We start from the raw sequence: 21992 nt of genomic DNA on the forward strand, positions 1-21992 counted from the left end.
TCGGATATGCCTGATCCCATGACCCGTTTTGCGTTCCAGATCCACGCCACCGACGGCAAAGCGCGCACCGGCGTGATCCGCATGCAACGCGGCGATATCCGCACGCCCGCCTTCATGCCGGTGGGCACCGCAGCCACGGTCAAGGCGATGAAGATGGAAGATGTGCGCGCAGCCGGCGCCGACATCATCCTGGGCAACACGTATCACCTGATGCTGCGCCCCGGCGCCGAACGCATGGCGCGGCTGGGCGGATTGCACAGGTTCGGCGGCTGGGACCGGCCGATCCTGACCGACAGCGGCGGGTACCAGGTGATGAGCCTGGCCAGCCTGCGCAAGATCACCGAACAGGGCGTGACCTTTGCCAGCCATCATGACGGCTCGCGCCACATGCTCAGCCCCGAACGCTCGATGGAAATCCAGCGTCTGCTGGGATCCGACATCGTCATGGCGTTCGACGAATGCCCCAGGATCGACCAGCCGCGCGATGTGATAGCCAGGTCGATGGACATGTCGATGCGCTGGGCCAGGCGCAGCCGCGATGCGTTTGATGCAGGGGGCGAACACGCGACGCGCGCGGCGCTGTTCGGCATTCAGCAGGGCGGGCTCGACGAACGACTGCGCGCCGAAAGCGCAGGCGCGCTGGCCGCAATCGGCTTTGACGGTTATGCCATCGGCGGGCTTGCCGTGGGCGAGGGGCAGGAGGCGATGTTTGCCACGCTCGATTTCGCGCCCGGCCAGTTGCCCGACACCGCACCGCGCTATCTGATGGGCGTGGGCAAGCCCGACGATCTGGTTGGTGCGGTCGAACGCGGGGTCGACATGTTCGACTGCGTGTTGCCGACACGGTCGGGGCGCAATGGCCAGGGCTTTACCTGGAACGGCCCGGTCAACATCCGCAACGCGCGTCACGCCGAGGATTGCGAACCGCTCGATCCACGCTGCGCCTGCCCGGTCTGCGCAAAATACAGCCGCGCCTATTTGCACCACCTGCACAAGGCTGGCGAAATGCTGGGCGCGATGCTGCTGACCGAACACAACATCTGGTTCTATCAGCAGCTTATGGCGGGCATGCGCGCGGCCATTGCCGAGCGGACATTCGCTGCCTTTGCCGCCGATTTCCGGCGCGACTACTTGTCCTGAGCTTGTTGCAGAACCGGCAGCGGCGGTTTTTCCGCGCCGGGCAGGGTTGCGCCCATGGCGCGGGCCAGCGTGGGCGCGATCGCGCGCATGTCGATTTCACCCAGATCGCGGCCCTTGGCAATGCCGGGGCCCGCGATCAGAAAGGTTGAGCGCATTTCCGGCGCAGCGGGGAAATAGCCGTGCATGCCCTTGTAGCCGTTTGACGGCAGCACCAGCGGCAATCCGCTGCTCAGGAACGGAGCGGCCACCGCGCCGATTTTCAGATTGACGTAGAACGCGGCCCGGGGATTGCCACCGGCGGCAACGATCGCCGGTTCGCTGATGACCTGGGCGATCTTGGCGCCCGGATCGGCCGCGAGCCGTGCCAGCAACGCGCCGACTTTGGCCCGCAGCGCCGCATCGTCGGGCCGCGCCAGCACGATCGCAAACGAGCCGCCGGTGGCCCAGGGCATCGCTTCCCAGCCGCTGATCTTGCCAGCGGCATCGATTGTGACCAGGCCGGCATCGATGAACGGGCGGAACAGGTTGATCGCGGTGTCGACGCTGGCAAAGCCGTGGTCGCTGACAACCGCAATCACCGCGTCGGGGTGGAACTGGCGTTCGATCGCGATGATTTCCCCGACCATGGCGTCGATCGCTTCGAGCGTCTTGTGCGCTTCGTTCGATCCGGGGCCGGTCAGGTGCTGCTGATGATCGAGCGCGGTCAGATAGACGGTCATGAAACCGGGCTGGTGGTGGCGGATCAGCGACTGGGCAAACCCGGCGCGCAGTTTGTCGGCGGGCAGGGTTTCATCCTTGCCGTCGGCATAGCCTTCGCGGCGCTGGCCTTCGAGTTCGACGATCAGCCCCGGCGTCGCCAGCGCGCGCACCAGCTTGCGATCGTCGGGATGGCCGGTGCGCCAGATCTGCGGCAGGTTCCAGGTGATGTGCCGCGCGCCGACCGAGACCGGCCAGTGCACATTGCCCGTGGTCATTCGCGCCAGAAACGCCGCGTCCCACAGCGTCTGCGCCTTGTCATCTTCGGCATACCAGTACCAGCCACCGTCGTTGATGTTCATCGGATCGAAGGTGGTGTTGGCAACAATGCCATGCCGGGCGGGCGAAACGCCGGTGATCAGCGTGGTGTGGCTGGGATAGGTCAGCGTGGGCAGCACGCCTGTCACCCCCTGGGCATAACTGCCGTTGGCCAGAAACGCGGTCAGATTGGGCAGGGTCAGCCCACGCTGGCGCGCCAGCAGCACATCGGCCGGGCGCAAACCGTCGATCGAGATCAGCAGCACCGGCCGGGCCAGCGCCGGCAGCGGACACAGCATTGCCAGCGCAAGCATGGCACGAACGATCAAACGGGTAAACGGCATCGCGAATCTCTCCCTGATCGACCGCTGATCAAACAAAAAGGCCCGCCTGCCAAGAGGCAAGCGGGCCTTTTGTGATTGTGTTGCCGCGCGCGATCAGTCTTCGGGTGCGATCGTGACTTTCAGGCCGTCAAGCGCATCGGTGATCGGCAGCTGGCACGACAGGCGCGACGTTTCACCGCGGTGCTCAGAGCTGTCGAGCAGGTCGTTTTCATCATCGCTGAGCGGGGCCAGCTTGTCGGCAAAGGCCGGATCGACAAACACGTGGCATGTCGCGCACGAGCAGCAGCCGCCGCACAGCGCCAGCAGTTCGTCAAAGCCGTTGTCGCGGATGGCTTCCATCACGGTGGTGCCGGTCGTGGCATCGATGGTCTTTTCCTCGCCCGCGCGATTCACGACAGTCAGCTTTGGCATGGTCCCAAGTCTCCGTTGTGTGGCCCGGCGTTTCGGCAAGGATGGGCCCTTTGCCGCGCGCGTGCTGTGTGCATTACCGGGCGCGGCTGGTATCGACCGCGCGTGACTTTGGCAAGACACCGCCTTACGCAGGGCAAAAAGGATGGCCGAATGGGAATAGCGATGCTTGAGAACCTGCCATGGGATTGACCGCCGACCAGATCCGCGTCGGGTTGGACCATGTCGCACGCCACAGCATGCCGATGGCAGCCGCGTTGCAGCGCGTGGGATATCCCGAACCGCGCATCCGCGTGCGCGGCTGGCACACGTTGTTGCGCACGATCGTTGGCCAGCAGGTCAGCGTGGCCGCCGCTGCTTCAGTGTGGAACAAGCTGGAAGGCCTGCTGGGCCAGGGGATGGACCCGCACGATGTGCTGGCCGCGTCGTTCGATGATCTGCGCGCCTGCGGTCTTTCGCGGCAAAAACAGGGCTATGCCCGGTCGTTGTGCGAACTGGTGGCAGACGGCGCGATCCGGTTCGATGCCTTGCCCGACGATGACGAGGCAGCGATTGCGCAGCTGACGCAAATCAAGGGTATCGGGCGGTGGTCGGCGGAAATCTATCTGCTGTTTGCCGAAGGCCGGCCCGATATCTGGCCGGCGGGCGATCTGGCGGTGCAAGTGGGCCTGGGCAAATTGCTGGGGCATGCCGAGCGCCCCGATGAACGCACCACACGCGATCTGGCCGAGATCTGGCGCCCGCATCGCGGCGCGGTCGCGATCTTCACCTGGCATTGTTACAACAACCCGGCGCTGTGACAGCGCCCGGAACCGACGGGACACGCGACATGACGGGCACAAAGGCCATTTTCATCACCGGCGGCGGATCGGGCATCGGCCGCGCCGTGGCGTGCAAATTCGCCGCCGAAGGCTGGTTTGTCGGGCTTGGCGATATCAGCGAAGACGGCATGGCGGGCACCCGCGCATTGTTGCCTGCGGGGCGCTGTTTCAGCGTGCAGCTGGATGTGCGCGATCGCGGGCAGTGGGACGATGCGCTGGGCGCCTTTGCCGAAGTGGCAGGCGGCATCGATGTCGTGTTCAACAACGCCGGCATTCCGATCGGCGGAGCGCTGGTCGACTGTTCGCCCGAGGAAATCGAGCGCACGCTGGATATCAATCTGAAGGGCGTGCTGTTTGGTGCGCAGGCGGCCTGGCCGTGGCTGAAAAAGCGCGCGCCCGGGTCGTGCCTGCTCAACACCGCCAGCGCGGCGGGGATCTATGGCGTGCCTGGCGCGTCGGTCTATTGCGCAACCAAGTTCGGGGTGCGCGCAATCACCGAATCGCTTGACGGGGAATGGGCCGCCGACGGCATCATCGTGCGCGACCTGATGCCCGGCTTCATCGAAACCCCGCTGCTCGACATCGCGCCAAACCGCAAAAGCAACGAGGCGATTCGCGATCGCGTGACCACTGCCGGGCTGGAGATCACGCCTGTGGCCACGGTGGCCGACGCCGCCTGGGCCGCGGTCCACGGCGAACGCCTGCACACGCTGGTAGGCAAGACCGCGCGGCAGGCCAGTTTCTTCGCCCGTTTCCTGCCTGGCATGATCCGTAGCCGCAACAAGGCGTCGGGTCGTCCGTTGGGCTAGGGTCAGATCAGGCCCTTCGCCTTCAGCGAGACATGGCCTTCGCGGCCGATGATCACGTGATCATGCACGGTGATGCCCAGATGGCGGCCCGCCTCGATGATCTTTTGAGTCACCTGGATATCGGCGCGGCTGGGCTGGGGTGATCCCGACGGGTGGTTGTGCACCAGGATCAGCGCGGCGGCGCCGATTGCCATGGCCTTGGCAATGATTTCGCGGGTGTAGATCGCCGATTCGTCGAGCGTGCCATCGCTGACCACCTGGTCGAGCAACAGGCGGTTCTGCACATTGAGATACAGCACGCGGACGCGTTCGTGCGTCAGATGCGCCATGTCGATATGCAGATAATCGATCAGCGCCTGCCAGCTCGACAGCACCGAATCCTGCTGCACCGTCGTCAGCGCCAGACGACGCGCGGCGATGCCGGCAATCTTCAGCGCGGCGGCGGCGGTTTCCTTGATGCCCGAAACCTGCATCAATGCGCGCGGTTCGGCGTTGAACACCCCCGCCAGCGATCCGAACCGTTGCAGCAGCACACGCGCCAGCGGCTTGACGTCCTTTTGCGGGATCGCGGTCATCAACAGGTATTCGATCAGTTCGTGATCGGCCAGTGCATCGTCGCCGCCATCGAGCAGCCGCTGGCGCAATCGCGCACGATGGCCCGACGGATCATGCCCGGTTTCGCGCAGGCGGTCGGCGCGTTGGCCTTTGTCGGGTGCTGGCTGGGCGCCGGATGCGGCAAACAGGCTGGGTTCATCGCTCATCGTCATGGTGATTGCCCAAGCCGGGCATCTGCGCAAGAAGGGGGACGATGGCGGACGATACCGATTTGGCGGATGATGATCGCAAACCGCATCGCAGTGGCCGTGTGCGGCGCATCGCGCTGGTCGGTGCGGGCACGGTGGCGCTGGTGCTGGGCGGGGTATGGGGCGCGCGTGAACGCATCGCTGCCAACCTGATCGACCGCGAACTGGCCAGCCTGCAACTGCCGATGCAGTATCGCATCGTATCGATCGGGCTGGGGCGCGAACTGCTGGGTTCGGTGGTGGTCGGTGATCCGATGCATCCCGATCTGACTGTCGACCGTGTCGAGGTGGTGCTGCGCTATGGGCTGGGCGGGCCACAGATCGATCGCCTTGCGCTGATCAAGCCACGCCTGCACGGCCGGGTGATCGATGGGCAGGTGCATCTGGGCGCGCTCGACCGCGTGCTTTACGCCCCGTCGTCGGGTGAACCGCTGCGCCTGCCCGAATGGTCGCTGGTGCTGTCGGATGCGCGCGGGCGGATCGACAGCGATTTTGGCCCGCTGGCCTTTTCGGCCGATGGCCAGGGGCGGCTGTCGGACGGGTTCGCCGGCACGGTGGGTGTGGTGATGCCGCAGGCGCATGCGGGTGCATGCGATGCCGTGCGCACAACGCTGTTCGGTCACGTCACCACGCAGGCCGGCAAACCGCGCATCGACGGGCCCTTGCGCAGCGGCGGCGTCCGTTGCGGCGATACGCGGCTGGACAGGGGGCGGATCGATCTGGCGATTGCGGGCGATACCGCGCTGTCCAGCTGGTCCATCGGCGGACGTCTGGCCTTGGGAAAAATCGACAGCGGCCACCGCGCCAGCCTGATGGCGCTGGGTGGCGAGGCGGGGCTGCGCTGGCAGGCCGGGCAAAGTGACCTTTCCGGGCGGATCACGCTTGACCTGCACGGGCTGACCGCGCCGCAGGTGCGGCTGGACCAGGCGCGGTTCGACGGGATGCTGCATGCCCGCGGCCTGGCGGGGATCGATCTGCGCGGCGATATCGATGGCAAGGGTCTGGCGCGGGGCACTGTCGCGATCGCTGCGATCGACCGGATGCGCGGCCGTGCCCGTGGCACGCCGGTTGCGCCGTTGCTCGATCGCGCCGCCATGGCGCTGGCCCGGCAAGAGCCCGGCAGCCGCGTGGCAGGATCGTTGGGCCTGCACGTTGATGCGGCGGACTGGCGGCTGGTCATGCCGATGGTGCAAGTGCATGGCGGCCAAGGCGGGCAGAGGCTGGCGCGGTTTGATCGCCTGGTACTGACCGGAGGTGCAGGCAAATTTGCGCATCTGGCCGGATATTTCACCACCGGTGGCGGCGGTTTGCCCGCCATCACCGGCGCAATGACGGCAGGTGGCGCGTCGGGCGCGCAGCTCCGGATCGCCATGGCGCCGTATACCGCCGATGCGGCCTCGCTTGCGGTGCCGGACATGGTGGTGACACCAGCCGCAGGCGGCGCATTCGGCTTTGCCGGCACCGTGGCGCTGAGCGGGCCGCTGGGGCAGGGGCGGATCGACCGGCTGGTTGTGCCGGTCGACGGCGCACTGACCGGCAACGGGCAGCTTGCGTTGCTGCGCCATTGTGTAACGCCGCGGTTTGACCGGCTGCGCACCGGTTCGCTTGATCTGGCGCATGGCGCCGTCAGGTTGTGCCCGGTCGGCGGTGCCATGGTCCGGGCCGGCGCCAACGGAGTAGCGCTGGCCGCCACCATGCCCGGGCTGGCAATGGCTGGCACCTCCGCGGATGCGCCGGTCGGCCTGCGCACCGGGGCGGCGCGGATCGCCTGGCCCGGCACCAGCACGGTCGATGCGCTGGATGTGACGATGGGGCGGGGCGCCGATGCGCAGCATGTGCATGTCGACAGCGTATCGCTGGGGTGGACCAACGGCGTGGCGGGCGGCACCTTTGCCGGCGGCAATCTGGCATCCGCCGCGTTGCCGGCAAAGCTGGGTGCGGCGGGCGGGGCCTGGCAACTGGATGGCGGGCATGTAACCGTATCGGGCGGGACATTGCTGATCAGCGATACGGCGATCCCGGCTCGGTTTGCCCCGGTTGGCGCGCGCGACGCGATGATGACCTGGGCCGATGGCGCGGTCACCGCCAGCGCGCGGCTGATCGCGCCGCATTCGGGCGATGGCCTGGCGCGCGTGACGCTGCGCCATGATCCGGGCAGCGGCCGGGGCCATGCCGAGGTGACGATACCCGGGCTGACCTTCCGCACGCCCGATCCCAAAACCGGCACAAGGGGGCTGCAGCCAACCGACCTGTCGGACCTGGCCAAGGGTATCGCCGCGCTGGCCAATGGCACGATCACCGGGTCGGCGAAATTTGACTGGAACACCGCCGCGCCCGGTGGCGGTTTGACCGGCAGTGGGCGCATTTCAAGCGACGATCTTGATTTTGCAGGCGACCTCGGGCCGGTCGAAGGCCTGGCGGGCACGATCGAATTCACCGATCTGATCCACCTGGTCACCGCCCCGCACCAGCATCTGAAACTGGCCAGCATCAACCCGGGGATCGAGGTCACCAATGGCGACATTGACCTTGATCTGCACGAAGGGCTGGTGGTGCGCCTCAACCGCGCACGTTGGCCGTTTGAAGGCGGCACAATCGATCTCGAGCCGACCGAGTTGCATTTCGGTGTGGTTGAGCCGCGCCGGTTTGCCGTGCTGGTGACAGGGCTTGAGGCGGGGCGTTTCCTGCAGCACATGAACATGTCGAACCTGTCTGCCACCGGCATGTTCGACGGGCGCCTGCCGCTGGTGTTCGACGCCAATGGCGGGCGGATTACCGGGGGGCAACTGGTCAGCCGCGCGCCCGGCGGCAATGTCAGCTATGTTGGCGCGCTGAGCTATCGCGACCTGTCGCCGATGGCCAATTACGCGTTCAAGATGCTGCGTTCGGTCGATTACCACACGATGACGATCGGTCTGGAGGGGGATCTGTCGGGCGAAGTCGTGACCAAAGTCAGTTTTGGCGGGATCAGCCAGGGCCAGGGGGCCGAACGCAACGTGATCACGCGGCAACTGGCACGGTTGCCCATCCGGTTCGATATCAACGTGCGCACACAGTTCTATCAGCTGATCAATACGTTGCGCTCGCTCTATGATCCGTCGCTGATCCCCGATCCGCGCGACAAGGGCCTGATCGATGCGCAAGGACGCCCATTGCACCACCACGGTGCGGTAACCGTGGGCTCGCCCACCGCCGCCGGGACAGGCGGCATCATTCAGCATCAAGCAAGCGGGGCCATGCCATGAATGCAGCACAATCGTTATGTTACGTCCGGTCCGATCGTCGCGGGTGGCGCCTGGCCTGTGCGATCGCGCTGATACCCGGGCTGGGCGGGTGCATCACGGTCAAGGCGCCGAACACGCCGATCGTGATCGAGCTGAACGTGACGATCAAGCAGGAAGTGCTGTATCGTCTGTCGGGCGATGCCGCCCAGACGATCGACAAGAATGGGGATATTTTCTGATGGTCCACACCACACGCCCGCTTCGTTCCGCGCTTCGCGTCGTTCCGGCGCTGCTGCTGGCGGTGTCCTGGCCCGCGTCGGCGCAGACGCGCGATCCGGTCTATGCCGCCGCCCGCGCCCAGGGGCAGGTGGGCGAACAGGTCAATGGCTATCTGGGATTTGTCACCCCGCCGTCGCCCGAATTGCGCAAGGTGGTGGAAGACATCAATATCAAGCGCCGCGCGTTGTATGCGCAAAAGGCCCAGGATACCGACGCCACGATCGAGGAATATGCGCTGACCACGGGCTGCATGCTGATCACGCACACCGTGCCGGGGGAAAAGTACCAGTCGCCGGCCGGCACCTGGGAGACGCGCGCCGCCACCCCTCCGCAGCGCGACCCGCGTTGCCCCTGAGCGCGATGCGGGCGGGTGCCCCGCATACGAATCGCCAACGGGTTTCTGCCGATCTTTTCAGGCCTGTGGCGTTTTGTGCAAATGCGTGAACGCCGACTTGGGTCGGGTTGACTCGCCTGTAACCCCCGTCTAGGGGGCAGGCGCTCTCGGCGGACTTGTGTCGGTCGTGCGCAGCATCCATCGGGGGGCACAATGCGGGTTAACCCCCGTGGCGTTCTCGAGGAATGAGGCAGCGCATGAACGACGACCAGTCTGACCAGGCACCCAATGGCGATCCTTCGCCCGACGATGGGGATGCGCGTGTCAAAGCGCTGGACGCACGGCTCAAGGCCGCGCGGCAGCAAGACGGCAGCCACCCTGACGCCCGGGTCAGCGACGGTGCCGACGCGAGTTATCGCGCCGGAAACCGGGTTCTGGCGGATCTGTTGGGCGGCTTGGCCGGGGGGCTGTTTCTCGGCTGGTTGATCGACCAGTTTGCCGGGACACGGCCTTGGGGACTGTTGGTGATGATGTTCTTCGGAATTTTCGTCGCTTTCAGAAACATCGTCCGTCATGCGGGCCAGACCGGGGGGTAATCGCGCAAGCAGGTTGCTTTCCAGCGGGCTGGCCACAGGCGGGCATCATTCGGTACGGAAGAAGCAGGGATCTGAGCGTGGCAGCCGAGGCGAAAGTCGATCCAATGCACCAGTTTGTCATCGAACCGTTGTTCGGTTCGAACAACTGGGCGATCGCTGGACACAATATCGCTTTTACCAATTCGGCGCTGTGGATGGCGCTGTCGACGCTCGCGCTGGTGATTTTCGTCAGCGGCGGTTTGCGTCGCGAGGTGATCCCCGGCCGCTGGCAGATGGCGGTGGAAAGCTTTACCGGCTTTATCGATGCCATGCTGGCCACCAACGTCGGCCCCAATGGCAAGAAGTATGTGCCCTACGTCTTCTCGCTGTTCATGTTCATCCTGTTTGCCAATTTCATCGGCCTGATGCCGCTGGGCCTGGTCGGCATCCACCCGTTCACCTTCACCAGCCATTTTACCGCGACCGGCGTTTTGTCGCTGCTGTCGTTCGGCATCGTGCTGGTGGTCGGCTTTGCCAAGCACAAGCTGCATTTCTTTTCGCTGTTCGTGCCGCACGGCACGCCGGTGGCGATGATCGTTCCGATCTTTTTCGTTGAAGTGATCTCGTTCCTGGTGCGGCCGTTTTCGCTTGGCCTGCGACTGTTTGTCGCGATGATGGCCGGGCACGTGCTGCTTGAAGTGCTGTCGAGCTTTGTCATCACGGGCGGCAACGCCGGACCGGTGCTGTTTGCCGTGGCAGGCCTGCCCAGCTTTTTGCTGATGGTCGGGATCTGCGCGCTGGAAATCCTGGTTGCCGGCATCCAGGCCTATGTTTTCGCCCTGTTGACCTGCGTCTATCTGAACGACGCGGAAAACCTTCACTGATCTCAACCATCCAGTCTTTCGCAAAGGGAGTTTTTACAATGGACGCACAAGCTGCAAAGCTGCTCGGTGCCGGCCTCGCTGCCATCGGTGCGGGTCTTGCCTCGATCGGCGTGGGCAATGTCTTTGCCAAGTTCCTCGAAGGCGCGCTGCGCAATCCCGGCGCCGCCGACGGCCAGCAGGGCCGCCTGTTCATCGGTTTCGCCGCGGCGGAACTTTTGGGCCTGCTGTCGTTCGTTGTTGCCGTCCTGCTCATCTTCAAGTGAGCAAACGGCCCGGGTGACCCCGGGGTGATTATGGAGGCGGCCCGTCGCGGGCCGCCACCTGACCCCGGTCGGTCGTTCCGGGCGCGCCGCCATGTTGCGGCGCCTCGCGTTTGTGCAACCGTGCCAGAGTAGACAAGAGCCATGCCTCAGATCAGCCAGCTAGCCGACACCTATTTCAGCCAGATTTTCTGGATGCTGGTGTTTTTCGGCCTGACATTCGTGATTGTCGGTCGGGGCATGGTGCCGCAAGTCGTGTCCACCATGACCGAGCGCAACCAGCGGATCGGCCAGGACCTGGCCGCTGCCGAAGCCGCGCGCAACGCGGCCGAAGCCGAACAGGAATCGTGGGACGAAGCCGAAGCCGCGCAGCGTGCCAATGCCCATGCCCTGATCGCCGAGGCCAAGCACAAGGCATCGCTGGCAACGCAGGCCAGCCTTGCCGAGGCGACCGCGCGGATTGAAGCGCAGGTCACCTCTGCCGAAGCGCGGATCATTGCCGCGCGCAATGCTGCGTTGGGCGAATTCGAAACCGTTGCCGCCGAAATCGCGCAGGATATTACCCAGCGCGTGGCCGGCCTTGCCGTCAGCACCGACGATGCACGCAGCGCCGTGAAGGGACCGTTTGCCCATGGTTGATCTCCAGGAAGTTGCCGAACCGCTGCTGCTGGGCACGATCCCGCCGGTGGCGATCATCAGCGCATCGATGGCCGTGCTGCTGCTGGTCATGGTGTGGAAGAAAGTGCCCGCGATGATCACGTCGGGGCTGGACAAGCAGATCATCGCGATCCGCGCCCAGCTCGATGAAGCGCGCGCGTTGCGGGCAGAGGCCGAACAGCTGCGTGCAGATTACGCCGCGCGCATCGCCAGCGCCGAAAAGGATGCGGCCGCGATGATCGACCACGCCCGGCACGAGGCAGAGGCGATCGTGGCGCGCGCCACGCAGGCCACGGCCGACGTGATTGCGCGGCGCGAAAAGATGGCCGCAGACAAGATTGCCGCCGCCGAACACACCGCAGTCGATGACTTGCGCAAACGTGCGGTGGCTGCGGCTGCCGACGCCGCAGCCCACCTGATTGCCATGCGCCACAGCGCCGCGGCGGATCAGGCATTGATCGACCGCACGATCGACACGCTGGTCAACTGACGCAGGTCTGATCGACGGTTTGAAAAGGGCCCCGCCGGAAACGGTCGGGGCCTTTTTCGTGTCGCTATTCCTCGAGCAATTCATCCGGTGGCGCGTTCAACCCGTCGATGATCGCAGTGCGCATATCGTTGGGCAGCACGCCCGGCGTCGCCAGCCAGCGGCGCAGGCGCCACAGTTTGCCGGGATCGATGCGACCATCCTGCCATTGGTCGACCAGATAGTCGCCCGCTTCGGGTATGCCGGCTTTTACCGCGACAAACAGATAGGCCAGAGCATCGTTGGGCACCTGGATGTCGCGGTTGGTGTCGATCAGCTGCACCGCCGCCCAGGCGCCCGCAGGCGAACCGCGATCGGCGGCCAGGCGATACCAGTGCACCTGGTGCCCGCGCCGGTCGATCAAGGGCATCGTGCCGGGCGCGTCGTGATAGAAATCGCCCAGCCGCAATTGCGCCGCCACGTCGCCGGCTTCGGCGCGCGCCGCCAGACAGCGTCCACCCGATGTTGCTTCGACGGGGATGCCGCGCTTGGTTGCATCGGCCGACAGCACGATATCGGCGGCGCAGGGCGGCGGCACCGGTGCCGCGGGCTTGGCGCATCCGGCAAGCGCGGTACACGCGCCAATCGTCAAAAGGCTGCGCGCGATCATTTGCCGCGCCGTTCGATCGCAGCTTGATAGGCAAAATCGCCGACCCCGCCGGCGCATGCCCCGGGGCGGACATAAATGCATTGCAACCGGTCCTCGACGTTCAGGTATTCCTCGCCACGGCAGGCGACACGGTGAAATCCCGAAGGAAGCGCAGGCCCGTTCAACTGAGAGGCTTCGACCACGTTATACCGCGCGACCATTGCCCGTGCCTCGGCCGCGGCTTCGGGCCCGTCGAACAGCAGCACCGGCACATCGCGGTTGAACATGCTCATCGCCAGTGCGGGGTGGGCGGGTTGTTCATAAAGGGCAAAACCGCAAACGCCGGGCTGTTCGCCGGCAATCACCAGCGACATGAACGGCACGTCGCCCTGGTTCCAGTAATCGCGAAAGATCGGCGCCATGCCGACCGCCAGGCTCAACAGCGCCCACGCCGCGCACAAGCCGGGCACGGCAAAGCGGCGCTTTGCCCACAGATCGACCGAGCCGATCGCAGCCAGCAGGACCAGCGTGGTCGTGCCCAGCAGGACAAAGCGGTATTCCTTGTGCGCGATCACCGAATGGGTGGCATAGATCGACACCGCAATGGCCAGAAGCATCGGCTGACGCCGCGCCCCGATCAATGCCAGCGGCACGATCGCAAGCGACGCCCAGCCCCAGGTGCGCAGCTGATAGGTAACAAACCACCAGGGCGGCTGCGTACCGAACAGATCGCTGCCACCCTGAACCACATTGAAGGCGATGCTGCGCCAGATCCACATAAGCGGGGGATGGCCGGTGATCACGTCGCCCAGCGCGCCCAGCGCCAGCCCGGCGAAAAATCCCGGCACCAGCCCCGACAGGGTGCGGCGCCAGCCTGCGCCCAGGCTCCACAGGCCGATCAGGCCAATCGCGGGCAGGTAGTGAAAACGCACGACAAACCCTGTCGCCAGCAGCAGGCCAAGCGCAAAGGCCGGGCGCCAGCGCGGATCCCGGCGCAGCCGCTGCGCCAGCGCCATCGCCGGGAACAGCAGCGACAGGCCGATCCCTTCGGCCGAAGGGCGCACGCCGAAATAGAACACTTCGCACCACACCGCCCCGGCAAACGCCGCCACCAGCGCGTGGTCGCGCCCGAACCGCCGCGCCAGGTCATACCAGGCGATCGGCACGCCGAGCGACAGCACGGCAAGCATGCCGCGCACCAGCCACAGATGCAGCTGGCTGTGCGGGGCAATCGCGTGGCCCAGCGCGATCGGCGCAGACAGGACAAGCGGCACGAACCAGCCGCGAATGCCCGCGTGGAATTCCCACGCCCGCACCCACGATCCGGTGACCAGGCCATAGGCGGGTTCCAGATATTGCCAGACCTCGTCGGCGTGGAACACGCTCATTCGGCTTGCCAGCACCAGTCGCAAGGCCAGCGCCAGGCCGATTACCGCCCACAAGGATCGATTTTTGGCCACCGGCGCCTTCGACGCGGCCGGTCGGGCCGGTTTATCCTGCAAGCGACGTCACCCCCAAAACCAACCCCCACCGATTGCATTATGCCGTTTTGCGCATATCGGTCGGTGGGGCCAGGGGCAAGCGTGTTGCGGTTTTCACTCCTCGTTGATCTGCCAGTGGATGGCGCTGTCGTATGTGCCTGCGCGGTCGGCGCCCGATGCGTCGCGCGCCGGGCTGAACCGGGCGCGCTGGCTGACCTTTTCGCAGGCCACCGCATCCAGCGCGTCATGCCCGCTTGATGCCACGACAGTGCAGCCGTTGACGTGGCCATCGCTGCCGATCACCAGGTGCAGCCGCGTCACCCCGCTCCATCCTTCGCGCAAGGCCCGCGACGGGTAATCGCGCGGTGTGATCCACTGGCTGCTGTCGCCCAGCGGCCTTGCGCCGATCGCGGGCAAGGTCGGGCCCGGCCGGGGCTCGGGGCTGTCGGAAACGATCCCGCGGTCATTGCCGCCAACCGGGGGCAGCGGTGCCAGCGGCCCCAGGGTCATCGTGGTGGGTGGCGCCAGGCCATCGATCGTGGGCGTGGGGGCTGCAACCGGGTCCTGGCGTTGGGTGGTGGGCGGCTTTGGCGGCACCGCGGGACTGGGCAGGGGGGGGACGGCCACCCAGTTGTTGTCCTTCAGCGTCTGGTGGATCACCGTCTGGATCGCCCCACCGGCAAAGGAGGCCAACAGGGCGGCGCCGACCGTCAACTGGATCGCCCCCACCATCAGCCCGGTGCCGACAACCTGGCGCGCACTGCCTGAACGGGATTGGTACATCACGTTTCTCCCTCGCTGCTAAGACCCTTTTCAATGTGATGTTGTAACATGACCAGAATTATTCGGACCAGCAAGGGAAATTTTCACACCCCGTCAAGGTGGCTGCACTAGGCTGCGCGATCACGCAGGCTTGCAGCGGGAGAACGCCTTGACACAGTTGCATCGTTGGATTGCCGCGCTGATCGCGCTGTGCGGCGCGGGGTTCATGTCTGTGCCGGTGGCATCGGCGGAACCGTCCGCGCTTGCTGCACATGATGCGACATATCCGTTCTACATGCCGATGAAGGCGCTGGCCAAACCGGCAATCCGCCTGTTCATCACATGCGAAGCCTCGCGCCGCGCGGGCAAAGAGGTCTATGCCGGGGCCGATGCGGCGTCGCTTTATGGGCGGGCGACCGGCGGGTTCGAATTTGTCTACGAAGCCACCGACCGTGCGGGGCACGCCTGCGTCTATCCGTTTTCGCCATGGATTCCGCAGATCGCCGGTCCCTTGCAGGGGACCCAATATATCCTTCGCTCGTCGGTGCCGGGACACCGCGTGATCTTTCGCAATGGCGGCGAATGGGCGACGATCGATCTGCGGCTGTTCGATATCGGCCGGCAGCGGATGCATTTCGAAATGCGCGATATCGAACTGGATTTTCCCGGCGCGGTCCAGCCGATGGGCGCGCTGCATCTTGAAGCGTTCGGCGGCACTTCCCCCGGCCTGTTCACGGCGGTGATCCGCCGGTGCCGCATCTATGGGGGCAAGAATGCTGTGTTTGTGCCGGGCGGGCAGACCATGCTGTTTGTCGAAGACAGCACCATCGCCGGCAATGTCGGCGGCAATGCCGATCAGGAACACACGACCTATATCAATGGCACGCTGGTCACGCATTTGCGCAATTCGTCATGGGCGGGGCAGCATGCCTGGTCGAATGTGGCAAGCGGTCACCAGCTGAAGGACAAGGCGTATCTGCGCATCTATGAAAATGTCACGGTGTCGAACCGGCCGGTGGGCACGCCAGCCTCGGCGATGCCGCTGATCGATGCGTCCGCCTTCGGCTTTACCTGGGCCAACAATCTGCATCTGGTGCGCCAGGCCCCGTTGCAGGCGCCGCGCGATGCCCTGGTCGATCTGCGCACCGAAATCCGCTATGGCGCCGCGGCCAATTATCCCTGGAGCGTGCTGGCCGGCCCGGGCTGGCGTATGCCGCCCGACCCGCTGGCGGCGCTCGACAAACTTTATCTTTCGGTGTTCCTCAACACCTCGATCGACAGTTTTCGAACAGAGCCCTATGTCTTTGCCCTGCGCAACCAGGGCACGGCGTTCGAACCCGGTACCGACCACATTGCCGGCAACGATACCGCCCCGCGCGCCTGGCAACGCGCGGTTTCGATTGCATTTCACACCACCGGGCGGGTGGGGCACGCCTATTCGCGCGATGGCTGGACCTTTTCCGATCCGAAACTGCCCAGGCAGTCCGAATGGATCATCGATCGCGATGCCTTCATCCGCCACGCACTGGGGCTGATCGGGCGCTAGCGGCCGGTCCGCTTGACCTTTGTGATCATCGCGCGTAATGGCCCGCTCGTCCAGGGCGGGTTGCGTTGAGCGATTCTGCCCCAGAACATATCGAGCTGAACATTGGCGGTGAACGAAGCACGGGGTAACCCGATCTTCACGACGCCGTCAAAGTAACCCGGCGCCGTGGCGCGGGTGGAGTGTTTTTCGGCTCGCGTCATGAACGCCGATCCTGCCCCTGGGGGCGGGCGTCGGCCTTTCCGGCGCGATCGTCCGCATGTGCTTCACCTTTGCGCGCGTTGCCAGAACCAAGGTGAAGTCTTCAACAATGCCTACGATCAACCAGCTGGTCCGCAAGGGCCGCGTTCCGCAGAAGGCCAAGAGCAAGGTCCCTGCGATGGAGCAGAACCCGCAAAAGCGTGGCGTTTGCACCCGCGTCTACACGACCACGCCGAAAAAGCCGAACTCGGCGCTTCGCAAGGTCGCCAAGATCCGTCTGACCAACAGCCGCGAAGTCATTTCGTACATCCCTGGCGAAGGCCACAACCTGCAGGAGCACTCGGTTGTGCTGATCCGTGGCGGCCGCGTACGCGACCTTCCCGGCGTGCGCTATCACGTGCTGCGCGGCGTGCTCGACACACAGGGTGTCAAGGACCGCAAGCAGAGCCGTTCGAAGTACGGCGCCAAGCGTCCGAAGTGATCCGTGCTGGCGCCCGGGGCCAGGCCCCGCACGCGCCGCATTGAAGCGATAAGGGCCCCCAGCGGTCCGGCCCAGTCAGAAGGAAGTTTCTATGTCACGTCGTCGTCGTCCGGAAAAGCGGGTCATCCTGCCCGATCCGAAGTTCGGTGATCAAACCCTGTCGAAGTTCATGAACAACCTCATGTACGACGGCAAAAAGTCTTCGGCCGAAGGTATTGTCTACGGTGCACTCGACACGATGCAGACCCGCGCCAAGGCCGATCCGCTGCAGCTGTTCCACGATGCGCTGAACAATGTGAAGCCGCAGATCGAAGTGCGTTCGCGCCGCGTCGGTGGTGCCACCTATCAGGTTCCGGTCGAAGTTCGTCCGGAACGTGCGCAGGCGCTGGCCATTCGCTGGCTGATCACGGCTGCGCGCAACCGTTCGGAAACGACGATGGCCGCGCGCCTGTCGGCCGAACTGCTTGATGCTGCCAACAACCGCGGCAACGCGGTGAAGAAGCGCGAAGATACCCACCGTATGGCCGACGCCAACCGCGCCTTCAGCCACTATCGCTGGTAAGCGCGTGTCATCGCCCGCGCAGGCCATTGCCTGTGCCGGGTGATCACGTCACAATACGGTCACGCAAGTGAACCAAGGGGCGTGTTGCGGTATTGAGCCGCGACACGCCCCAGATCCAAGCCCCTCGACCATAAGGGAACCTACCATGGCCCGCAGCACGCCGCTCGAGCGCTATCGCAATATCGGCATCATGGCGCACATCGACGCTGGCAAGACCACGACGACCGAGCGCATTCTCTATTACACCGGCAAGTCCTACAAGATCGGCGAAGTCCATGACGGCGCCGCGACGATGGACTGGATGGAACAGGAACAGGAACGCGGCATCACGATCACGTCGGCCGCGACGACCTGCTTCTGGGGCGATTATCGCATCAACATCATCGACACCCCCGGGCACGTCGACTTCACCATCGAAGTCGAACGTTCGCTGCGCGTGCTCGATGGCGCGGTGGCCTGCTTTGACGGCGTCGCCGGCGTTGAGCCGCAGTCGGAAACCGTGTGGCGCCAGGCCGACAAGTACGGCGTGCCGCGCATGTGCTTCATCAACAAGCTGGATCGCACCGGCGCCAACTTCAAGTATTGCGTGCAGTCGATCATCGATCGTCTGGGCGCTGTGCCGGCGGTGCTGTATCTGCCGATCGGTGCCGAAAGCGATTTCAAGGGCCTGGTCGACCTGGTGCACAACCGCGCGATCATCTGGCACGATGAAAGCCTGGGCGCCAATTTCGATTACACCGACATTCCGGCAGATCTGGCTGATGAAGCCGAAGAATACCGCGAACGTCTGATCGAACTGGCCGTCGAACAGGACGACGACGCGATGGAGGCCTATCTCGAAGGCAACCTGCCTGACGTCGCCACGCTCAAGGCGCTGATCCGCAAGGGCGCGCTGGCGCAGAAGTTCGTGCCCGTGGTCTGCGGCTCGGCGTTCAAGAACAAGGGCGTGCAGCCCCTGCTCGACGCCGTGGTTGATTACATGCCGTCGCCGCTCGACATTCCCGACGTGCAGGGCATCAACCCCGACACCGATCAGCCGGACAGCCGTCCGACTGCCGATGACGCGCCGTTCTCGGGCCTGGCGTTCAAGATCATGAACGATCCGTTCGTGGGCAGCCTGACCTTCCTGCGTGTCTATTCGGGCAGCCTGGTCAAGGGCACGTACCTGAACTCGGTGAAGAACAAGAAGGAGAAGGTCGGCCGCATGCTGCTGATGCACTCCAACAACCGCGAAGACATCGATGCGGCCTATGCCGGCGACATCGTGGCGCTTGCCGGGCTGAAGGAAACCACCACCGGGGATACGCTCTGCGCTGAAAAGCAGCCGATCATTCTCGAACGGATGGAATTCCCCGATCCGGTGATCGAACTGTCGGTGGAACCCAAGACCAAGGCCGACCAGGAAAAGATGGGCATCGCGCTGCATCGCCTGTCAGCCGAAGATCCTTCGTTTCGCGTTTCGACCGATCACGAATCGGGCCAGACGATCATCAAGGGGATGGGTGAACTTCACCTTGAAATCCTGGTCGATCGCATGCGTCGCGAATTCAAGGTCGAAGCCAACGTCGGTGCGCCGCAGGTGGCCTATCGCGAATCGCTCGGCCGTGAAGTCGAACTGGACTACACGCACAAGAAGCAGTCGGGTGGCTCGGGCCAGTTCGGCCGCGTAAAGGTGCGTCTGGTGCCGGGCGAGCGCGGTTCGGGCATCCAGTTCTTCGACGAGGTGAAGGGCGGAAACATTCCGCGCGAATACATCCCGTCGGTGGAAAAGGGCATGCGCGAAACCGCAGCGACCGGCAGCCTGATCGGGTTCCCGATCATCGATTTCAACATCTTCCTGACAGACGGCGCGTACCACGACGTCGACTCGTCGGCGCTGGCGTTTGAAATCGCGGGCCGCGCAGCGATGCGCGAAGCCGCGCAGAAGTCGGGCATCAAGCTGCTCGAACCGATCATGAAGGTCGAAGTCGTCACCCCAGAAGATTTCATGGGTGACGTGATCGGGGATCTGAACTCGCGGCGCGGGCAGATTCAGGGCACCGACAGCCGGGGCAATGCCCAGGTGGTCGAGGCGATCGTGCCGCTGGCCAACATGTTTGGCTACGTCAATACGCTGCGCTCGTTCACGCAGGGGCGTGCGCAGTACACCATGCAGTTTTCTCACTATGACGAAGTCCCGGCAAACGTCGCGACCGAACTCAAGGAGAAGCTTGCGTGATGTCGGTTTGCACCAGATCCGGCCTGTTCGGAGATGGTGCAGACATTCCCGCAAACGAGACGCTTGCTTGATCGGATCGATCACGCTAGGGGCGGCGCCTGAATTTCTGGCGCGAGTCCGGCTGGTGCCGCCTCCAACAGCAATCACCCAAGTTTGAAAAAGAAGGTTTGAACAATGGCCAAGGCTAAGTTTGAGCGGAACAAGCCGCACTGCAACATCGGCACCATCGGTCACGTTGACCATGGCAAGACCACGCTGACCGCAGCGATCACCAAGGTGCTGGCCGAAACCGGCGGCGCGACGTTTACCGATTACGCCAACATCGACAAGGCGCCGGAAGAGCGCGAACGCGGCATCACCATCTCGACCGCACACGTCGAGTACGAAACCGCCAACCGTCACTATGCACACGTCGATTGCCCCGGGCACGCCGACTATGTGAAGAACATGATCACCGGTGCCGCCCAGATGGACGGCGCGATCCTGGTCGTGAACGCTGCTGACGGTCCGATGCCGCAGACCCGCGAGCACATCCTGCTTGCCCGCCAGGTCGGCGTGCCGGCTCTGGTCGTGTACATGAACAAGGTCGACCAGGTCGATGACGAGGAAATCCTCGAACTCGTCGAACTCGAAGTGCGCGAACTGCTGTCGTCGTACGATTTCCCGGGCGACGATATTCCGATCGTCAAGGGTTCGGCTCTGGCCGCGCTCGAAGGCCGCAACGACGAAATCGGCAAGAGCTCGATCCATGCGCTGATGGAAGCTGTTGACAGCTACATCCCGCAGCCCCCGCGCCCAACCGACAAGCCGTTCCTGATGCCCGTCGAAGACGTGTTCTCGATCTCGGGTCGCGGCACCGTGGTGACCGGCCGTATCGAAACCGGCATCATCAAGGTTGGCGAAGAAGTCGAAATCATCGGCCTCAAGGCAACTGCCAAGACCGTCGTGACCGGCGTGGAAATGTTCCGCAAGCTGCTTGACCAGGGTGAAGCCGGCGACAACGTCGGTGCCCTGATCCGCGGCATCAAGCGTGAAGAAGTCGAGCGTGGCCAGGTTCTGGCCAAGCCCGGCACCTGCACGCCGCACACCGAGTTCTCGGCCGAAGTCTACGTGCTTTCGAAGGATGAAGGCGGCCGTCACACGCCGTTCTTCGCCAACTATCGTCCGCAGTTCTATTTCCGCACCACGGACGTGACCGGCGAAGTGGTTCTGCCCGAAGGTACCGAAATGGTCATGCCCGGCGACAACCTGACGCTGAGCATCAAGCTGATCGCACCGATCGCGATGGATGAAGGTCTGCGCTTCGCAATTCGCGAAGGTGGCCGCACCGTCGGTTCGGGGGTTGTCAGCAAGATCACGAAGTAATATAGGCGCCGCTCCGGCGGGAGATTCGTTCTCCCGCCGGACGGACTTTTTGCAATCAGTTGGCCCGTTTCTCCCCATGGGTGCCGCAAGGTGTCGGGGTGGTAGCGGCGGGGCGGCTGGTTTTTGTTTTCGCTCTTTCGCATCGGTAAACGGACATGGACGCCCAGAACATCCGCATTCGCCTCAAGGCCTTTGATCATCGTGTGCTTGACCAGGCCACTGGAGAAATCGCGGATACCGCCCGCCGCACCGGCGCGCTGATCCGGGGTCCGATTCCGCTTCCGACACGCATCGAAAAGTTCTGCGTCAACCGTGGTCCCCACGTTGACAAGAAGTCGCGCGAACAGTTCGAAGTGCGCACGTACAAGCGCCTGCTCGACATCGTGCAGCCCAATGCGGCCACTGTCGATGCGCTGATGAAGCTGGACCTCGCGGCCGGCGTAAACGTCGAAATCAAGCTGGCCTGAGCCGGCTTGTCGCCGCCCCGGTAAAAACCGGGTTGGCGTCACAAGTTTCGGAAGACCTTCGGGTTTTCCAAAGTTCCTTTCGGTCCTGCGGGGCCGGTTAAGCGGCCAGGGCCGCTCTGACAAAGGGATACCTCCGGCATCCGCCGTTCCTGCAAGGGAAGGGCACCTGGCCGGGAAAGCGTCCCCCGTTGGTTCTCGTGCTTGCGCATCATGTGCTGGCACGGGGGCATTCAGCCCGGACGGGG

Annotated in this window: 24 protein-coding genes; 17 read left to right on the top strand and 7 right to left on the bottom strand. The window is 64.4% G+C overall.

Annotated elements, in window-relative coordinates:
- Nucleotides 1-18 precede the first annotated feature (18 nt).
- Nucleotides 19-1140, top strand: a complete 1122-nt coding sequence (tgt, locus tag G404_RS0100185) for a tRNA guanosine(34) transglycosylase Tgt (RefSeq protein ID WP_028639288.1) — start codon at nucleotides 19-21, stop codon at nucleotides 1138-1140.
- On the opposite strand, the gene G404_RS0100190 is transcribed toward tgt, so the two are convergent.
- Together G404_RS0100190 and G404_RS0100195 are read right to left on the bottom strand one after the other, a co-directional pair.
- On the bottom strand, nucleotides 1128-2498 hold the full coding sequence (locus G404_RS0100190) for an alkaline phosphatase family protein (RefSeq protein ID WP_028639289.1): 1371 nt from the start codon (nucleotides 2496-2498) through the stop codon (nucleotides 1128-1130). The two genes, tgt and G404_RS0100190, sit on opposite strands and share 13 nt — an antisense overlap.
- Before the next feature lie 93 nt (nucleotides 2499-2591).
- Nucleotides 2592-2909, bottom strand: coding sequence for a 2Fe-2S iron-sulfur cluster-binding protein (locus G404_RS0100195; RefSeq protein WP_028639290.1), 318 nt, complete (start codon nucleotides 2907-2909; stop codon nucleotides 2592-2594).
- A 179-nt stretch (nucleotides 2910-3088) separates the two neighbouring features.
- Here G404_RS0100195 and G404_RS0100200 point away from each other — a divergent pair, with 179 nt between their 5' ends.
- Entirely contained in the window at nucleotides 3089-3706 is a 618-nt protein-coding gene (locus G404_RS0100200) for a DNA-3-methyladenine glycosylase family protein (RefSeq protein WP_028639291.1), read from the top strand.
- A gap of 29 nt (nucleotides 3707-3735) precedes the next feature.
- On the top strand, nucleotides 3736-4536 hold the full coding sequence (locus tag G404_RS0100205; protein ID WP_028639292.1) for an SDR family oxidoreductase: 801 nt from the start codon (nucleotides 3736-3738) through the stop codon (nucleotides 4534-4536).
- A 2-nt stretch (nucleotides 4537-4538) separates the two neighbouring features.
- On the opposite strand, the gene radC is transcribed toward G404_RS0100205, so the two are convergent.
- Complete coding sequence (radC, locus tag G404_RS0100210; protein WP_028639293.1) at nucleotides 4539-5297, bottom strand: RadC family protein; 759 nt, start codon at nucleotides 5295-5297, stop codon at nucleotides 4539-4541.
- 47 nt (nucleotides 5298-5344) lie between these two features.
- Here radC and G404_RS17535 point away from each other — a divergent pair, with 47 nt between their 5' ends.
- The 8 genes from G404_RS17535 (at nucleotide 5345) to G404_RS0100250 (ending at nucleotide 12042) form a co-directional block, all read left to right on the top strand.
- Complete coding sequence (locus tag G404_RS17535) at nucleotides 5345-8584, top strand: intermembrane phospholipid transport protein YdbH family protein (protein ID WP_051279990.1); 3240 nt, start codon at nucleotides 5345-5347, stop codon at nucleotides 8582-8584.
- Nucleotides 8581-8802: a YnbE family lipoprotein gene (locus G404_RS17540; protein WP_036519807.1), complete on the top strand. Its 222-nt coding sequence runs from the start codon at nucleotides 8581-8583 to the stop codon at nucleotides 8800-8802. The genes G404_RS17535 and G404_RS17540 overlap by 4 nt, the downstream gene beginning before the upstream one ends.
- Entirely contained in the window at nucleotides 8802-9197 is a 396-nt protein-coding gene (locus G404_RS0100225) for a YdbL family probable chaperone protein (protein ID WP_028639294.1), read from the top strand. The genes G404_RS17540 and G404_RS0100225 overlap by 1 nt, the downstream gene beginning before the upstream one ends.
- A gap of 236 nt (nucleotides 9198-9433) precedes the next feature.
- Nucleotides 9434-9772, top strand: a complete 339-nt coding sequence (locus G404_RS0100230) for an AtpZ/AtpI family protein (protein WP_028639295.1) — start codon at nucleotides 9434-9436, stop codon at nucleotides 9770-9772.
- A gap of 77 nt (nucleotides 9773-9849) precedes the next feature.
- The gene (locus G404_RS0100235; RefSeq protein ID WP_028639296.1) at nucleotides 9850-10635 is read left to right on the top strand and encodes a F0F1 ATP synthase subunit A; all 786 of its coding nucleotides are present in this window, start codon (nucleotides 9850-9852) and stop codon (nucleotides 10633-10635) included.
- Nucleotides 10636-10673: 38 nt separating this feature from the next.
- Nucleotides 10674-10898, top strand: coding sequence for a F0F1 ATP synthase subunit C (locus G404_RS0100240; RefSeq protein ID WP_028639297.1), 225 nt, complete (start codon nucleotides 10674-10676; stop codon nucleotides 10896-10898).
- A 141-nt stretch (nucleotides 10899-11039) separates the two neighbouring features.
- Nucleotides 11040-11534 (top strand): F0F1 ATP synthase subunit B family protein, encoded by a 495-nt coding sequence (locus G404_RS0100245; RefSeq protein WP_028639298.1) that lies wholly within the window; start codon nucleotides 11040-11042, stop codon nucleotides 11532-11534.
- Nucleotides 11527-12042 (top strand): F0F1 ATP synthase subunit B family protein, encoded by a 516-nt coding sequence (locus G404_RS0100250; RefSeq protein WP_028639299.1) that lies wholly within the window; start codon nucleotides 11527-11529, stop codon nucleotides 12040-12042. The genes G404_RS0100245 and G404_RS0100250 overlap by 8 nt, the downstream gene beginning before the upstream one ends.
- Before the next feature lie 64 nt (nucleotides 12043-12106).
- On the opposite strand, the gene G404_RS17545 is transcribed toward G404_RS0100250, so the two are convergent.
- The 3 genes from G404_RS17545 to G404_RS19705 form a co-directional block, all read right to left on the bottom strand.
- Entirely contained in the window at nucleotides 12107-12688 is a 582-nt protein-coding gene (locus tag G404_RS17545) for an SEL1-like repeat protein (RefSeq protein ID WP_051279991.1), read from the bottom strand.
- Nucleotides 12685-14127 carry a glycosyltransferase family protein gene (locus G404_RS0100260; RefSeq protein ID WP_156906138.1) on the bottom strand — a complete coding sequence of 481 codons (1443 nt, stop codon included), beginning with the start codon at nucleotides 14125-14127 and terminating at the stop codon, nucleotides 12685-12687. The genes G404_RS17545 and G404_RS0100260 overlap by 4 nt, the downstream gene beginning before the upstream one ends.
- A gap of 135 nt (nucleotides 14128-14262) precedes the next feature.
- Nucleotides 14263-14931: an energy transducer TonB gene (locus G404_RS19705; RefSeq protein WP_051279992.1), complete on the bottom strand. Its 669-nt coding sequence runs from the start codon at nucleotides 14929-14931 to the stop codon at nucleotides 14263-14265.
- Between the two features lie 148 nt (nucleotides 14932-15079).
- On the opposite strand from G404_RS19705, the gene G404_RS0100270 reads away from it, so the two are divergent.
- Nucleotides 15080-16456 carry a hypothetical protein gene (locus G404_RS0100270; protein WP_156906139.1) on the top strand — a complete coding sequence of 459 codons (1377 nt, stop codon included), beginning with the start codon at nucleotides 15080-15082 and terminating at the stop codon, nucleotides 16454-16456.
- On the opposite strand, the gene G404_RS20260 is transcribed toward G404_RS0100270, so the two are convergent.
- The gene (locus tag G404_RS20260) at nucleotides 16453-16656 is read right to left on the bottom strand and encodes a hypothetical protein (RefSeq protein ID WP_156906140.1); all 204 of its coding nucleotides are present in this window, start codon (nucleotides 16654-16656) and stop codon (nucleotides 16453-16455) included. The two genes, G404_RS0100270 and G404_RS20260, sit on opposite strands and share 4 nt — an antisense overlap.
- A gap of 107 nt (nucleotides 16657-16763) precedes the next feature.
- Here G404_RS20260 and rpsL point away from each other — a divergent pair, with 107 nt between their 5' ends.
- The 5 genes from rpsL to rpsJ all read left to right on the top strand — a co-directional run bounded on the left by rpsL (nucleotide 16764) and on the right by rpsJ (nucleotide 21747).
- On the top strand, nucleotides 16764-17135 hold the full coding sequence (rpsL, locus tag G404_RS0100275) for a 30S ribosomal protein S12 (protein ID WP_028639302.1): 372 nt from the start codon (nucleotides 16764-16766) through the stop codon (nucleotides 17133-17135).
- Between the two features lie 91 nt (nucleotides 17136-17226).
- The gene (rpsG, locus tag G404_RS0100280; RefSeq protein ID WP_028639303.1) at nucleotides 17227-17697 is read left to right on the top strand and encodes a 30S ribosomal protein S7; all 471 of its coding nucleotides are present in this window, start codon (nucleotides 17227-17229) and stop codon (nucleotides 17695-17697) included.
- Nucleotides 17698-17842: 145 nt separating this feature from the next.
- A complete protein-coding gene (fusA, locus tag G404_RS0100285; protein WP_028639304.1) occupies nucleotides 17843-19915 on the top strand; it encodes an elongation factor G in 2073 nt (690 codons plus the stop codon).
- A gap of 174 nt (nucleotides 19916-20089) precedes the next feature.
- Complete coding sequence (gene tuf / locus G404_RS0100290) at nucleotides 20090-21280, top strand: elongation factor Tu (RefSeq protein ID WP_028639305.1); 1191 nt, start codon at nucleotides 20090-20092, stop codon at nucleotides 21278-21280.
- A 155-nt stretch (nucleotides 21281-21435) separates the two neighbouring features.
- Complete coding sequence (gene rpsJ, locus G404_RS0100295; RefSeq protein WP_028639306.1) at nucleotides 21436-21747, top strand: 30S ribosomal protein S10; 312 nt, start codon at nucleotides 21436-21438, stop codon at nucleotides 21745-21747.
- Nucleotides 21748-21992 lie beyond the last annotated feature (245 nt).

This window comes from Novosphingobium acidiphilum DSM 19966 (assembly GCF_000429005.1).
Lineage (GTDB): Bacteria > Pseudomonadota > Alphaproteobacteria > Sphingomonadales > Sphingomonadaceae > Novosphingobium > Novosphingobium acidiphilum.

What these genes read in the sequence shown, in the direction of transcription:
- G404_RS0100195 (WP_028639290.1), bottom strand. Translation starts at nt 2,909, where the DNA reads ATGCCAAAGCTGACTGTCGTGAATCGCGCGGGCGAGGAAAAGACCATC.
- radC (WP_028639293.1), bottom strand. Translation starts at nt 5,297, where the DNA reads ATGAGCGATGAACCCAGCCTGTTTGCCGCATCCGGCGCCCAGCCAGCA.
- fusA (WP_028639304.1), top strand. Translation starts at nt 17,843, where the DNA reads ATGGCCCGCAGCACGCCGCTCGAGCGCTATCGCAATATCGGCATCATG.
- G404_RS0100245 (WP_028639298.1), top strand. Translation starts at nt 11,040, where the DNA reads ATGCCTCAGATCAGCCAGCTAGCCGACACCTATTTCAGCCAGATTTTC.
- G404_RS0100240 (WP_028639297.1), top strand. Translation starts at nt 10,674, where the DNA reads ATGGACGCACAAGCTGCAAAGCTGCTCGGTGCCGGCCTCGCTGCCATC.
- G404_RS20260 (WP_156906140.1), bottom strand. Translation starts at nt 16,656, where the DNA reads ATGACGCGAGCCGAAAAACACTCCACCCGCGCCACGGCGCCGGGTTAC.
- tuf (WP_028639305.1), top strand. Translation starts at nt 20,090, where the DNA reads ATGGCCAAGGCTAAGTTTGAGCGGAACAAGCCGCACTGCAACATCGGC.
- G404_RS0100190 (WP_028639289.1), bottom strand. Translation starts at nt 2,498, where the DNA reads ATGCCGTTTACCCGTTTGATCGTTCGTGCCATGCTTGCGCTGGCAATG.
- G404_RS0100200 (WP_028639291.1), top strand. Translation starts at nt 3,089, where the DNA reads ATGGGATTGACCGCCGACCAGATCCGCGTCGGGTTGGACCATGTCGCA.
- G404_RS19705 (WP_051279992.1), bottom strand. Translation starts at nt 14,931, where the DNA reads ATGTACCAATCCCGTTCAGGCAGTGCGCGCCAGGTTGTCGGCACCGGG.
- tgt (WP_028639288.1), top strand. Translation starts at nt 19, where the DNA reads ATGACCCGTTTTGCGTTCCAGATCCACGCCACCGACGGCAAAGCGCGC.
- G404_RS0100225 (WP_028639294.1), top strand. Translation starts at nt 8,802, where the DNA reads ATGGTCCACACCACACGCCCGCTTCGTTCCGCGCTTCGCGTCGTTCCG.
- G404_RS0100250 (WP_028639299.1), top strand. Translation starts at nt 11,527, where the DNA reads ATGGTTGATCTCCAGGAAGTTGCCGAACCGCTGCTGCTGGGCACGATC.
- G404_RS0100230 (WP_028639295.1), top strand. Translation starts at nt 9,434, where the DNA reads ATGAACGACGACCAGTCTGACCAGGCACCCAATGGCGATCCTTCGCCC.
- G404_RS0100205 (WP_028639292.1), top strand. Translation starts at nt 3,736, where the DNA reads ATGACGGGCACAAAGGCCATTTTCATCACCGGCGGCGGATCGGGCATC.
- G404_RS17545 (WP_051279991.1), bottom strand. Translation starts at nt 12,688, where the DNA reads ATGATCGCGCGCAGCCTTTTGACGATTGGCGCGTGTACCGCGCTTGCC.
- G404_RS17535 (WP_051279990.1), top strand. Translation starts at nt 5,345, where the DNA reads ATGGCGGACGATACCGATTTGGCGGATGATGATCGCAAACCGCATCGC.
- rpsJ (WP_028639306.1), top strand. Translation starts at nt 21,436, where the DNA reads ATGGACGCCCAGAACATCCGCATTCGCCTCAAGGCCTTTGATCATCGT.
- rpsL (WP_028639302.1), top strand. Translation starts at nt 16,764, where the DNA reads ATGCCTACGATCAACCAGCTGGTCCGCAAGGGCCGCGTTCCGCAGAAG.
- G404_RS17540 (WP_036519807.1), top strand. Translation starts at nt 8,581, where the DNA reads ATGAATGCAGCACAATCGTTATGTTACGTCCGGTCCGATCGTCGCGGG.
- rpsG (WP_028639303.1), top strand. Translation starts at nt 17,227, where the DNA reads ATGTCACGTCGTCGTCGTCCGGAAAAGCGGGTCATCCTGCCCGATCCG.